This window comes from Microvirga sesbaniae, assembly GCF_025460805.1.
Lineage (GTDB): Bacteria > Pseudomonadota > Alphaproteobacteria > Rhizobiales > Beijerinckiaceae > Microvirga > Microvirga sesbaniae.
Genome location: NZ_JAMXFJ010000004.1, coordinates 23,633 through 36,461, shown reverse-complemented (window position 1 = coordinate 36,461; position 12,829 = coordinate 23,633). Strand labels below are relative to the sequence as shown.

Below are 12,829 nucleotides of genomic sequence, written 5' to 3'. Positions count from 1 at the left end.
ATTCGCGTTCACTCTAGACTAGCCCTGACTCCGCCAGGAAGGGGGTTAACACCGGCTTAAACTTCCTTTGGAGAACCTGTGCGCAATTCGTCGAACCATATTGCATTTGAGACACACACATGCCGGTGCGACACTTTGTCGATTCGTCGGCCGCCGGACAAAGAAAAAGCCCGGCCGAGGCCGGGCTTTCGATCGTGGTCCGGGAGAGGGCCGATCAGTAGCGGTAGTGATCCGGCTTGAACGGGCCCTTCTCGGAGACGCCGATATAGGCTGCCTGGTCGGGGCGCAGCTTGGTGAGCTTCACGCCGATCTTCTCCAGGTGCAGCGATGCGACCTTCTCGTCCAGGTGCTTCGGCAGGGTGTAGACCTTCTTCTCGTACTTGCCCTGCTGGCCAAAGAGTTCGATCTGGGCCAGCGTCTGGTTGGTGAACGAGGCCGACATCACGAAGGACGGGTGCCCCATGGCGTTGCCGAGGTTCACGAGGCGGCCTTCCGAGAGCAGGATGATGCGGTGCCCGTCGGGGAACGTGATCTCGTCGACCTGCGGCTTGATGTTGGTCCAGGTGAGGTTCTTCAGGCCGGCCACCTGAATCTCGTTGTCGAAGTGGCCGATGTTGCAGACGATGGCCCGGTCCTTCATCGCCCGCATGTGATCGAGGGTGATGACGTCCTTGTTGCCGGTGGCGGTGACGAAGATGTCGGCGCGCGGAGCCGCGTCCTCCATGGTCGTGACCTCATAGCCTTCCATGGCGGCCTGGAGAGCGCAGATCGGGTCCACTTCCGACACCAGCACGCGGCAGCCGGCCTGGCGCAAGGAGGCGGCGGAGCCCTTGCCCACGTCGCCGAAGCCCGCCACCATGGCGACCTTGCCGGCCATCATCACGTCCGTGCCGCGGCGGATGCCGTCGACCAGCGACTCGCGGCAGCCGTAGAGGTTGTCGAACTTGGACTTGGTCACCGAGTCGTTGACGTTGATCGCCGGGAAGAGGAGCTTGCCCTCCTTCTCCATGATGTAGAGGCGGTGGACGCCCGTGGTGGTCTCCTCCGACACGCCCTTGATCGAATTGGCGATCTCGGCGAACCAGCCCTTCGGCTTCTCGGCGAGGAGGCGCCGGATGAGCGCGAAGAACACCTCTTCCTCCTCGGAGCCCGGCTTGTCGAGGAAGGCGGTGTCGCCCTGCTCGGCGCGCAGGCCGAGATGGACCAGCATGGTGGCATCGCCGCCGTCGTCGAGGATCATGTTCGGGACGCCGCCGCCGTGCCAGTCGAACAGCTTGGCGGTGTAGTCCCAGTATTCCTTCAGGGTCTCGCCCTTGTAGGCGAAGACCGGGATGCCGGCGGCCGCGATGGCGGCGGCGGCGTGGTCCTGGGTCGAATAGATGTTGCAGGACACCCAGCGGATATCCGCGCCGAGAGCCTTCAGGGTCTCGATCAGCACGGCGGTCTGGATGGTCATGTGGAGAGAGCCGGCGATGCGAGCGCCCTTCAGGGGCTGCTTCGGGCCGTATTCCTCGCGAACGGCCATCAGGCCCGGCATCTCGGTCTCGGCGATCGAGATCTCCTTGCGGCCGAAATCGGCAAGGCTGATGTCTTTGACGATGTAATCCTGCGCCATGATGGCCTCTCTCTTGCACCTGTTCGGTTGAATTGGTGCCGTCTCTATCAGAGCCCGCGGGAAGAGGCAATCAAGATATAAAGATGTCTTTATATGTCCACTTCGATCACTCGTCCTCGCCGAACCGGTTGGCGAGGAGGTCGTCGATGGCCTGGAGGCAGAGGGCCGCATCCTCCCCCTTGGCCGTGACGGTGATCGAGGTGCCCTGGGCGGCCGCCAGGGTCAGGAGTCCCATGATCGAGCGTCCGCCCACGGTCTCGCCGCAGCGGGTCACGGTGACGTCGGAATTGAAGCGTTCGACGGTCTGAACGAACTTGGCCGAGGCGCGGGCGTGCAGGCCCCGGCGGTTGATGATGGGAAGCTCCCGGACTTCGGCTCCATCCGGCACGGCGGCAGGCGGGCAGTCCTGGTCGAAGGGCCGGTCCATGAGGCTTACTTTCCGGAGAGGACGCGCGAGGCGATGTTGATGTACTTGCGCCCCGCCTCCTGGGCATGGGAGACCGCGTCGGACAAGGGTTCCTCGTCCCGGACGGAAGCCAGTTTGATCAGCATGGGCAGGTTGATGCCCGCCACCACCTCGACGGAGCCCCCGTTCATGCAGGACAGGGCCAGGTTCGACGGCGTGCCGCCGAACATGTCCGTCAGAACCACGACTCCCTGTCCCGAGTTGACCCGGCACACGGCGGCCATGATGTCCTTGCGCCGTGTCTCCATGTCGTCGTCGGGGCCGATCGTGATCGTTTCGAGCTGCTCTTGGGGCCCCACGACATGCTCAAGCGCCGCTTTGAATTCCGTCGCGAGCTGCCCGTGGGTGACGAGCACCATTCCAATCATAATGTTACAAGTCCGAACGCTCCGAGAGCGGAGCCGCTATTTTGTGCACCGCGAAGCCAAGCGCAAGAGCATTGAGAGGAAAAGTTCATCACAGTGTCACGACCGTGTCGCGCAGACCACTCAGGCAGCCCAGGGCGACGTCCGCGGAGATTGCCCCGGCCTGCATCCGGATGCGAGGGACCATGACGCCGCACAGGACGACATGCCCGTCCTGGGCGTCGGGATAGCGGGCCGGATGCTCCGAGAGATCGACCACCAGGCGAATGACGGCCGCGGGCTCGAAGGCCTGGCGGACGATGCCCAGGCCGAAGACCTCGATGCTGCCGCCGAGTGGATCCACGGGCCGCGCCAGAAGCCGGCCATGGAGCGCCTCGAGACGGGTGCGGTCGTCGCTGACCAGCCGACCGAACCGGCCGGCCCTGAGGGCGAGCGATACCACCTCGCGGGCCAGCGTCGACTTGCCCGATCCCGACGGGCCCCGGATCAGAAGTCCGGCCTCGCCGACCAGTACGCAGCCGCCGTGGATCGTCTGCGCGTCGCTCACGGGGCCTTCTTTCCCGGATCGCGCCTTGCCCGGTCCTTCCGGTCCTGCTCCTTCTTGGCCTTCACGCCTTCGATCGGAAGACGGATGACGAAGCGGGCGCCCAGGCGCTCGGGCTCGCCGTCCTCGTCGGGTGGGCCGAGCCGGTTCTCGGCCCGGATGGTCCCGCGATGGGCTTCGATGATCTGACGCGAGATAGACAGGCCGAGTCCGGAATTCTGGCCGAAGCCCTGCTCGGGCCGGTCCGTGTAGAAGCGCTCGAAGATCCGGTCGAGGGCATCGGGCTCGATGCCGGGTCCGCTGTCCTCCACGAGGATTTCCACCTGGTTCCTGCGGCGGCGCATGGAGACCTTCACGGGCTCGTCGGGCGGCGAGAAGGAGCGGGCGTTGTCGATCAGGTTGTTGAAGACCTGGCCCAGGCGGCTGTCGTGACCGAGGACCAGGAAGGCGTCGCGTCCCTGAGCCTGCCGGTCGATGCTCAGGGTGATCAGCGGGTCGTGGCCCTGCCGGCGCTCGTTGGCGACCGACACCACCGCGTCCAGGAGGCGGACCATGTCCACCGGCTCCGCATCGGCGCGGGCGAGCTCCGCATCGAGGCGCGAGGCGTCCGAGATGTCGCTGATCAGCCGGTCGAGACGCTTCACGTCGTGCTGGATGATCGACAGGAGACGCTGGCGGGACTCGTCGCTGCGGGCGAGCGGCAGGGTCTCCACGGCGCTGCGCAGGGAGGTCAGCGGGTTCTTCAGCTCGTGCGCCACGTCCGCCGCGAAGCTCTCGATGGCGTCGATGCGGTTGTAGAGCGCCTTGGTCATGTCCCGCAGGGCGCCCGAGAGGTGGCCGATCTCATCCGCCCGGCCGGTGAAGTCGGGGATCTCCTGGCGGGACTTCGTGCCCCAGCGCACCCGCTCGGCGGCTTCCGCCAGCCGCCGGACCGGCCCCGCGATGGCGCCGGCGAGGAAGAGCGACAGCACGATCATCACCACGGCCGCCACCAGGAATACCTGGAGCAGCGCGAAGCGCTCGGACGCGATGATGGCGTCGATGTCGCCTTCCTGGGTCGAGAGGAGGAGCGCGCCCTGGACCGTCCGGAAGCGCTGGATCGGCACGGCCACGGACACGATAGTCTCGCCGCGGTTGTTGACGCGAACCACGCTCGATTGCTGGCCGGCGAAGGCCTGCTGGACTTCCGGAAGGGACTTGCCGTTGGCGGGGCCGACCTCCTCCTGGACGGGCCGCACCGTGCGCCGGAACATCTTGCGGAGGCTGTTCCAGGTTCGCTCGATGAAGCTCGTCGTGTTCTCCACATTGGCGACCGGCGGAAGATCCATGCGCAGGATGTCGCCGCGGGAATAGAACGACCGGGAATCGAGCAGCAGCATGCCTTCCCGGTCGAAGATGCGGGCGCGGGTCTTGGTCGGCGTCACCAGCCGGCGCAGCAGGGGAGCGACGCGCTCCGGATTGATGGAGAATTCCAGGGCCGAGAAGGACTCGTCGGTGAACCGCTCGGTCTCGCCGGCCTGCATCTGCAGGAGCTGATCCGGATCGATGGTGATCGTGTTGGTCTCCACCGTCGCGGAGCTTGCGATCGCCCCGGCGATGATCTCCCCCTGGGTGAGAAGGCTCTGGACCCGGGCTTCGATGAGGCCCTCGCGGAACTGGTTGAGATAGAGGAAGCCGATCAGCAGGGCCACGAGCCCGGCCAGATTGAGCACGACGATCCGGCGCGTGAGGCTCGACGAGCCGCGCTGCACGATCATGCGGCCGAAATGCTTCAGCCGGGCCAGGGCCCCCTGAGGAGCGGGCGGATCGTCGAATGCCGCCTCGGCGTGGATGGGGTCAGCCTTCATGCCACTCGTTCAAGGCATGGTCCGGGCTTCCGACCACCGGACCATGGTCGTCTTTCCAGGTTGCCTGCCAGGTTGCTTGCCAGGTTCCTTGCCAGGTTCCTTGCCAGGTTGCTTGCGCGTCAAGGCGTCAGGCTTCCTTGAAGCGGTAGCCCACGCCGTAGAGGGTCTCGATCATTTCGAAACTCTGGTCAACCGACTTGAACTTCTTGCGCAGGCGCTTGATGTGGCTGTCGATGGTCCTGTCGTCCACATAGACCTGATCGTCATAGGCCGCATCCATCAGGGCGTTGCGGCTTTTCACCACTCCGGGGCGCGTGGCGAGCGCCTGCAGGATCAGGAATTCCGTCACCGTGAGGGTGACCGGCTCGCCCTTCCAGGTGCAGGCGTGACGCTCCGGGTCCATCTTCAGCTGGCCCCGCTCCAGGGCCTTCGGGTCGGCCTCCTTGGGGACGGTCTGGTCCTTGGGCGCGAAGCGCCGCAGGACGGCCTTCACACGCTCCACGAGGAGACGCTGCGAGAACGGCTTCCGGATGAAGTCGTCGGCGCCCATCTTGAGGCCGAACAGCTCGTCGATCTCCTCGTCCTTCGAGGTCAGGAAGATCACCGGCAGGTCCGATTTCTGGCGCAGGCGGCGCAGAAGCTCCATGCCGTCCATGCGCGGCATCTTGATGTCGAAGATCGCCAGATCGGGTGGGGCATGCTTGAGCCCGTCGAGGGCCGAGGCCCCGTCCGTATAGGTCTGAATGCGGTAGCCCTCCGCTTCGAGGGCGATGGAAACAGAGGTCAGGATGTTGCGATCGTCATCGACAAGGGCGATCGTTGGCATGAACTCTTCCTTAGCTTGGCACGGACGATTGTCAGCATTCTGACTCGTCTGACAACGCAGAGGGCTCTAAAACGTCCCAACTGCGCCTTTCTCGTGGCATAAATATGGTTTTCGCCCCGTCTGTGACCAGGGGCGGTCCAGAGAGTGGTGCTTAAGAGCCGTGGGTTCAACCGTCGATGAGCGCCCGGTTACGATTTGGACAGGTTGGCCAGGCCGTCCCCGCATCGGCGCGGCAAGGGTCCGGAGCCGGGTAAGAAAGCCCGCTCATCATACGAAAGAATTCCAGAATTGCTTGGAAATTCGAGGGATTACGACGGATGGAGGTCTGGTTCCCGGAAAAATAGAATGCGATGAAACAACCTGAGTTGACGGCACCGTCAGCTGACCTAAAGAAGGTTCCATGTTCAAGCGGGACGGCAAAGTTTTGCCCGGATCGTTTGACCCACCCCATGTGACGGTCATCGGACGGCGGCTGTTCCGGCTGCGCGGCGACCGCCAACCAGGAGAAGTCTTCCGTGGAAAATATCGGCGTGTTCAACAGCGCACAGGGGGCTGAGGTCTCCGGCCTCCGCAATCTCAAACGGGTCTACTGGAACCTCGAGGCGCCCGCGCTCTACGAGCAGTCCCTGACCCGCGGTGAGACCCGGCTCGTGCAGGGCGGGGCGCTCCTGGCGGATACCGGCGTGCATACGGGCCGCTCGCCCAAGGACAAGTTCGTGGTGCGCGACGAGACCACGGAAAGCACCGTCTGGTGGGACAACAACGGCGCCATCACGCCGGGCCATTTCGACACCCTGCTGGCCGACTTCCTGTCCCATGCGGAAGGCAAGGAGCTGTTCGCCCAGGATCTCTACGGCGGCGCCGATCCGGCCTATCGGGTCAAGGCCCGCGTGTTCACGGAATATGCCTGGCACTCGCTCTTCATCCGCAACCTGCTGATCCGTCCGGATCGCGGCGAGCTCGCCGATTACGTGCCCGGGCTGACGATCATCGACCTGCCGTCCTTCAAGGCGGACCCGGCCCGTCACGGCTGCCGCACGGAGACGGTCATCGCCTGCGACTTCAAGCGCAGGATCGTGCTCATCGGGGGCACGTCCTATGCGGGCGAGATGAAGAAGTCGGTCTTCACCTACCTGAACTACGTGCTGCCCGCCCAGAAGGTCATGCCCATGCATTGCTCGGCCAATGTGGGCGACCGGGGCGACGTGGCCGTGTTCTTCGGCCTCTCGGGCACCGGCAAGACGACGCTTTCGGCCGATCCGAACCGCATCCTGCTCGGCGACGACGAGCATGGCTGGGGGCCGAACGGCGTGTTCAACTTCGAGGGCGGCTGCTACGCCAAGACCATCCGCCTGTCCCGCGAGGCGGAGCCCGAGATCTTCTCCACCACCGAGCGTTTCGGCACGGTGCTGGAGAACGTGACCATCGACCCGATCACCCGCATTCCCGATTTCGACGACGCGTCCAAGACCGAGAATACGCGCTGCGCCTACCCGCTCGACTTCATTCCCAATGCGAGCGCCACGGGCCGCGCGGGCATCCCGAAGAACATCGTGATGCTCACCTGCGACGCCTTCGGCGTGCTGCCCCCCATCGCGAAGCTGACCCCGGCCGAGGCCATGTACCACTTCCTGTCCGGCTACACGGCCAAGGTGGCCGGCACGGAGAAGGGCGTGAAGGACCCGGAGGCGACCTTCTCGACCTGTTTCGGCGCGCCGTTCATGCCGCGTCATCCGTCCGAATACGGCAACCTGCTGCGCGATCTCATCGCCAAGCACTCGGTGGATTGCTGGCTGGTCAATACCGGCTGGACGGGCGGCAAGTACGGCGTCGGCCGGCGCATGCCGATCCGCGTCACCCGCCGCCTGCTCACCGCGGCCCTCGACGGTTCGCTCTCCCGGGCCGATTTCCGCCGCGATCCCTATTTCGGCTTCGCGGTTCCGACCTCGGTGCCCGGTGTCGAGCCGCACATCCTCTACCCGGTGAAGACCTGGCAGAACAAGGCGGAGTTCGCCGAGACCGCCAAGCGCCTGATCGACATGTTCAACGAGAACTTCAAGCGCTTCGAGGGCCATGTGGATTCGGACGTCCGCTCCGCCGCCCCGCAGACCTCGATCGCGGCCTGAGGGGTCTCGATCCCATCCTTCCGGAAGGCGGCCCATGGGCCGCCTTTTTTCATGGCCCGGCCGGAGCCGTGAAAATAGCCGCCGGGCCTTCGACGGCCGGGCGCGCAGAGCAGCGGACGGTGCGCCGGCAGCGCTTCCCACCTATGCGTCCCGGGCATTCCGGGGCAGCCGAAAACATGTATGATGACATGCAAATAAAATGAGTTCGCTGCCGGCGGGCTCGAACCCGGTGGGATACGCCCTTGCCCCGTCTGACAGGTGTGCTCTTTGCGATCGCCGCAAACGGTCTGTTTGCGACCAGCGACACCCTGGTGAAGCTCCTCTCCCTGCGCTATCCCATCTTCCAGATCATCGCCATGCAGGCGGGCGTCGCGTGCATGGTCGTGGGCATCGTCATCTGGCGCGACAAGGCCTACAGGCTCTCGGCCGTCCGCAACCCGAAGATGCTGATCGGGCGCGGCTTCCTGGCCGGGATCGGCACGGTCTCGGGCTTCTATGCCTTCTCGCTCCTGCCGCTCGCCGACGTTTACGCCATCACCTTCGGCTCGCCGCTCGTCGTCACGGTGGCGGCCGCGTGGCTTCTCGGCGAGCGCACGGGGCCGGCGCGATGGGCCGCGATCCTCGTGGGCTTCTCCGGCATTCTGATCATGGTGCAGCCGGGCCATGCCGCCCTGTCCCTCGGGCATCTGGCGGCATTCCTCAACGTCTTCGTCGGTGCCGGGGTCATTCTGATCATGCGCACGATCGGCTCGCAGGAGAACCGCGCCGTCATGGTGGCCGCCGTGATGGCCGGGCAGCTGACCGCGAGCCTGGCGGGCGTGTACCTGAGCCACGCGCCCGCATGGAGCGACCTGGGACTGGTGACTTTGTCCGGGTTCGTGATGGTGTCGGCGCAGTTCCTGATGCTTGAAGCCCTGCGCCGGGCGCCCGCGTCCAGCGTCGCCCCCATGCAGTACACCAAGCTCGTCTGGGCCCTGCCGATCGGCCTGTTCGTGTTCGGCGACGAGCCGAAGCCGCATGTGCTCGCCGGAGCCCTCGTGGTGATCGGATCGGTCTTGTACCTGCTCGCACAGGGGCGGCGGGCCGAGAGCAGGATGGCGCACCTGCGCAGAAGCGCCACGGCGCGGCCGGACCCGTCCGTGCAGCCGCAACGTCTCGAGGGGAAGAAACTTGGTTGAGCATCGAAGGACCGTGACGATGGCAGGATCGACACCAGCGCTGCGGGGCAAGACGGCCGTCATCGTCGGAGGGTCGAGCGGGATCGGCAACGCCATCGCGCACGGCTTTCAGGAGAGCGGCGCCAGGGTGGCGATCGCGGCGCGAACCGCTACGAAAGTGCAGGAGGCGACAGAGCGCCTGCAGGAGACCGATCCGGCGGCGCGCGGCTACGTGGTCGACGCGGCGCACCCAGAAGAGATCGACAGGCTCGTGGCATCCGTTCTCGCGGAGTTCGGGCCGGTGGACATTCTCGTCGCATGCCAGGGCACGACGATCCTCAAGCCCGCCGAGGAGGTCACGCCGGAGGAGTACGACGGGATCATGCAGACGAACCTGCGCAGCGTGTTCTTCACCTGCACGCGCTTCGGCCGGCACATGCTCGCGCGCGGCTCGGGATCGATCGTCACCATCGCGTCGCTGGCCGCCCATCGCGGCTGGCCGCTGGCGTCGGTCTATGCCGCCAGCAAGCACGGCGTCGTCGGCGTGACCAAGACGCTGGCCGCCGAATGGGCCGACCGGGGCGTGCGCGTCAACGCGATCTCGCCGGGGTTCTTCATGACCGAGCTGAATCAGGCCAAGATGAGCCAGACGCGCAAGGACAATGCGCTCCTGAGAACGCCCGCAGGCCGCTTCGGGCAGCTTGAAGAGCTCGTGGGCGCGGCAATCTATCTGGCCTCTCCGGCCGCGGGGTTCGTCACCGGCACCGTGCTCAACGTGGACGGAGGCTATCTCGCCTCCGGGATCTGATCAGACGGGCGCGACGAAGAACGGAATGCGCATCACGTGGCGATAGGTCTCGCCGGGGCGCAGCACCGCCGAGGGGAAATGCGGGATGTTCGGAGCGTTCGGAAAGTTCTGCGTCTCGAGCGCGAAGCCCGCATGCTTCTCGTACACGGCGCCGCCCTTGCCCACCGCCGGAACCTTGCCGAAATGGTTGGCCGTGTAGAACTGAACACCGGGCTGATCGGTCCAGATCTCCAGGCCCCGGCGTGAGACGGGATCCAGGGCGCGCGCCGCGCGGCGCAGGGGGGCTCCCCGGTCGTTGAGGCAGAAATTGTGGTCGTAGCCGGCCTCGGGAAGCTGGGTCGTGTCGTCGATCATCGCGCCGATGGGCCGTGACGATCTGAAATCGAACGCCGTGCCGGCCACGGGCGCAAACGCGCCGGTGGGAATCTTGCCGGGTCCGACCGGCGTATAACGGTCGGCCTCGATCAGCAGGTGCTGGTCGCGGACATGGCCGGAATCGTGGCCGGCGAGATTCCAGTAGCCGTGATAGGCGAGGTTCACCACCGTCGGGCGGTCGGTCGTCGCTTCCATGACGATCTCGAGCGCCGGTTCATCGGTCAGACGATAGGTCACCGACGTGGTCACGGCGCCGGGATAGCCCTCGTCGCCGTCGGGCCGGTGCAGCGTCAGCCTGACGGCGTTGCCGGCCGTATCGGGCTCACCCGTCCAGATCCGCTTGCTGAAGCCGCCGAAGCCGCCATGGATGTGGTTCGGCGGCTCGTTCGGCGACAGGCCATAGGTCTTGCCGTCGAGCGTGAAACGCGCATCCGCGATGCGGTTGGCGAAGCGCCCGCAGATCGCTCCCGCCGAGCCGCGGTTCTGCACGTAGGCCGCCGGATCGTCGTAGCCCAGAACGATGTCGGCGGCTTTTCCTTCGCGGTCGGGAACGAACAGGCGGCTCAACGCGGCCGCATAGGTGATGATCGTCGCGCGGACAGGGCCGGTTTCGATGTCGAAGGCCTCGACCGGCTGGCCCTCGATGGCCCCGAAGGCGGTTTTTTGAATGCTCATGGGCGGACACGAAAAAGCCGACGGCACCACCGGGAGGCAGGACCGTCGGCAGGGGGAGGATCAGTGGATCTCGGGTTCCGGCACGCCGCCGGCCCCTTCGAGGAAGTCGAAGTCGCAGCCTTCGTCCGCCTGGCGGATGTGCTGCGCGAAGAGCTTGTTGTAGCCGCGCGGGTAGTCGCGCGGCGGCGGCGACCAGGTGCGCAGGCGGTCCTTGATCTGCTCGTCGCTCACGTGCAGATGGATCGAGCGATTCGGCACGTCGACCGTGATGAGGTCGCCCGTGCGCACGGCCGCGAGCGGGCCGCCGATGTGCGCTTCCGGGGAGACGTGCAGGATGCAGGCGCCGTAGCTCGTGCCGCTCATGCGGGCGTCGGAGATGCGCAGCATGTCGCGCACGCCCTGCTTGAGGAGCTTCTTCGGGATCGGCAGCATGCCCCATTCCGGCATTCCCGGCCCCCCGATGGGACCCGCATTGCGCAGCACCATGATGTGATCGGGCGTGACGTCGAGGTCGAGGTCGTTCACGGCCTTCGTCATCTCGTCATAGGTGTCGAACACGATGGCCGGCCCCGTGTGCTGCAGCAGCCGCGCTTCCGCGGCCGGCGGCTTGATCACACAGCCTTTCGGGGCCAGGTTGCCGCGCAGGATGGCCGTGCCCCCGGAGGCGGCGATCGGCTTGTCGAGTGGCCGGATCACGTCGTCGTTGTAGACGGCCGCGCCTTCGAGCGCGTCCCGCAGGGTTCCGGCCACGGTGCGCTCGTCGAGATGGAGCATCGGGGCGAGCCGCGAGAGAAGGCCGCGAATGCCGCCGGCGATGTGGAAGTCCTCCATCAGCCACTCGCCCGAGGGGCGAAGATTGGCGATCACCGGAACCTTCTGGGCGAAATCGTCGAAATCCTGGAGCGTGACCTCGACGCCCGCGCGCCCGGCCATCGCCACGAGATGGATCATCGCATTCGTCGAGCCGGCAAGGGCGTTGTGGACCATCAGGGCGTTTTCGAACGAGCGCCGGGTGAGAATGTCGCTGGGCTTGAGATCGTCCCAGACCATCTCGACGATCTTCCGGCCGGTGAGGCTCGCCATGCGCGGATGCGCGGCGTCGACGGCCGGAATGGAGGCGGCGCCGGGCAGGCTCAGGCCGAGCGTCTCGACGATGGACGTCATGGTGGAGGCCGTGCCCATGGTCATGCATGTGCCGGGCGAGCGCGCGATGCCCGCCTCCATGTCGTTCCATTGCTGGTTCGTGATGGTGCCGGCCTCCTTCTCGGCCCAGTACTTCCAGATGTCCGAGCCCGAGCCGAGGATCGTGCCGCCGTGGTGGCCGCGGATCATGGGGCCGGCCGGCATGAAGATCATCGGCAGGTTCATGCTGATCGCACCCATGACGGTCGCGGGTGTCGTCTTGTCGCAGCCGCCCATGAGCACCGCGCCGTCGATCGGATGCGAGCGCAGGAGTTCCTCCACCTCCAGAGCGAGGAGGTTGCGGTAGAGCATCGTGGTCGGCTTGACGAAGTTTTCCGACAGCGACAGCGCCGGCAGCTCGATGGGGAAGCCGCCCGCCTGCCACACGCCGCGCTTCACGTCCTCGACCCGCGCGCGGAAGTGGGAGTGGCAGGGATTGATGTCGCTCCAGGTGTTGATGATCGCGATCACGGGCTTACCCATGAAGTCCTCGCGCGCATAGCCCATCTGGAGGGTCCGGGACCGATGCCCGAAGGAACGCAGATCGGTGACGCCGAACCAACGGTGGCTCCTCAATTGCTCAGGCGATCGCTTGGCCATTCTCGTTCCTCTCCCTGCGCCTCGCGGCGCAAAAGCCATATATCATACAAATTTAGGAATTGGTCGCCGTTTTGACGCACGCTGTCAAGGGTGGCAGCCCGTTTTGCCCAGAGAGGCCTAGCGCATCGGACGGAAAAGTGGACCCGGTTTTCCGCCTCTTCCGATGCGCAAATCAAGAGAGGGAGCCTCGGATGAATCCCAAAAGTGGTGTCCACTTTTGGGATTCATCCGAGGCTCTAGGCT

11 protein-coding genes are annotated in these 12,829 nt (G+C 65.7%); 3 read left to right on the top strand and 8 right to left on the bottom strand.

Translation table 11 applies throughout. From position 1 onward, the window contains the following. Positions 1-214 precede the first annotated feature (214 nt). The 6 genes from ahcY to OCW50_RS07745 all read right to left on the bottom strand — a co-directional run bounded on the left by ahcY (position 215) and on the right by OCW50_RS07745 (position 5,663). Positions 215-1,615: an adenosylhomocysteinase gene (gene ahcY / locus OCW50_RS07770; protein ID WP_262271648.1), complete on the bottom strand. Its 1,401-nt coding sequence runs from the start codon at positions 1,613-1,615 to the stop codon at positions 215-217. Positions 1,616-1,721: 106 nt separating this feature from the next. After that, positions 1,722-2,042: an HPr family phosphocarrier protein gene (locus OCW50_RS07765; protein ID WP_173946788.1), complete on the bottom strand. Its 321-nt coding sequence runs from the start codon at positions 2,040-2,042 to the stop codon at positions 1,722-1,724. A gap of 5 nt (positions 2,043-2,047) precedes the next feature. Further along, positions 2,048-2,449 carry a PTS sugar transporter subunit IIA gene (locus OCW50_RS07760; RefSeq protein WP_036360951.1) on the bottom strand — a complete coding sequence of 134 codons (402 nt, stop codon included), beginning with the start codon at positions 2,447-2,449 and terminating at the stop codon, positions 2,048-2,050. Between the two features lie 88 nt (positions 2,450-2,537). Continuing rightward, complete coding sequence (locus OCW50_RS07755) at positions 2,538-2,993, bottom strand: HPr kinase/phosphorylase (protein WP_262297050.1); 456 nt, start codon at positions 2,991-2,993, stop codon at positions 2,538-2,540. Further along, positions 2,990-4,837 (bottom strand): sensor histidine kinase, encoded by a 1,848-nt coding sequence (locus OCW50_RS07750; RefSeq protein WP_315974404.1) that lies wholly within the window; start codon positions 4,835-4,837, stop codon positions 2,990-2,992. Before OCW50_RS07750 ends, OCW50_RS07755 begins: the two co-directional genes overlap by 4 nt. Positions 4,838-4,964: 127 nt before the next feature. Then, a complete protein-coding gene (locus OCW50_RS07745; RefSeq protein ID WP_009490427.1) occupies positions 4,965-5,663 on the bottom strand; it encodes a response regulator transcription factor in 699 nt (232 codons plus the stop codon). Between the two features lie 515 nt (positions 5,664-6,178). Between OCW50_RS07745 and OCW50_RS07740 the strand changes: the two genes are divergently transcribed. The 3 genes from OCW50_RS07740 to OCW50_RS07730 all read left to right on the top strand — a co-directional run bounded on the left by OCW50_RS07740 (position 6,179) and on the right by OCW50_RS07730 (position 9,754). Continuing rightward, complete coding sequence (locus OCW50_RS07740; protein ID WP_262271650.1) at positions 6,179-7,789, top strand: phosphoenolpyruvate carboxykinase; 1,611 nt, start codon at positions 6,179-6,181, stop codon at positions 7,787-7,789. 242 nt (positions 7,790-8,031) lie between these two features. Next, positions 8,032-8,967, top strand: a complete 936-nt coding sequence (locus OCW50_RS07735; protein WP_262297049.1) for a DMT family transporter — start codon at positions 8,032-8,034, stop codon at positions 8,965-8,967. A gap of 19 nt (positions 8,968-8,986) precedes the next feature. Then, positions 8,987-9,754 (top strand): SDR family NAD(P)-dependent oxidoreductase, encoded by a 768-nt coding sequence (locus OCW50_RS07730; RefSeq protein WP_262297048.1) that lies wholly within the window; start codon positions 8,987-8,989, stop codon positions 9,752-9,754. On the opposite strand, the gene OCW50_RS07725 is transcribed toward OCW50_RS07730, so the two are convergent. After that, positions 9,755-10,804, bottom strand: a complete 1,050-nt coding sequence (locus tag OCW50_RS07725; RefSeq protein WP_262271653.1) for an aldose epimerase family protein — start codon at positions 10,802-10,804, stop codon at positions 9,755-9,757. It abuts the gene before it with no gap. A 60-nt stretch (positions 10,805-10,864) separates the two neighbouring features. Further along, on the bottom strand, positions 10,865-12,586 hold the full coding sequence (gene araD / locus OCW50_RS07720) for an L-arabinonate dehydratase (protein WP_262297047.1): 1,722 nt from the start codon (positions 12,584-12,586) through the stop codon (positions 10,865-10,867). Between the last annotated feature and the right edge of the window lie 243 nt (positions 12,587-12,829).

Coding starts and splice junctions, on each gene's coding strand:
- ahcY (WP_262271648.1), bottom strand. CDS start 1,615: ATGGCGCAGGATTACATCGTCAAAGACATCAGCCTTGCCGATTTCGGC.
- OCW50_RS07765 (WP_173946788.1), bottom strand. CDS start 2,042: ATGGACCGGCCCTTCGACCAGGACTGCCCGCCTGCCGCCGTGCCGGAT.
- OCW50_RS07760 (WP_036360951.1), bottom strand. CDS start 2,449: ATGATTGGAATGGTGCTCGTCACCCACGGGCAGCTCGCGACGGAATTC.
- OCW50_RS07750 (WP_315974404.1), bottom strand. CDS start 4,837: ATGAAGGCTGACCCCATCCACGCCGAGGCGGCATTCGACGATCCGCCC.
- OCW50_RS07745 (WP_009490427.1), bottom strand. CDS start 5,663: ATGCCAACGATCGCCCTTGTCGATGACGATCGCAACATCCTGACCTCT.
- OCW50_RS07730 (WP_262297048.1), top strand. CDS start 8,987: ATGGCAGGATCGACACCAGCGCTGCGGGGCAAGACGGCCGTCATCGTC.
- OCW50_RS07725 (WP_262271653.1), bottom strand. CDS start 10,804: ATGAGCATTCAAAAAACCGCCTTCGGGGCCATCGAGGGCCAGCCGGTC.
- araD (WP_262297047.1), bottom strand. CDS start 12,586: ATGGCCAAGCGATCGCCTGAGCAATTGAGGAGCCACCGTTGGTTCGGC.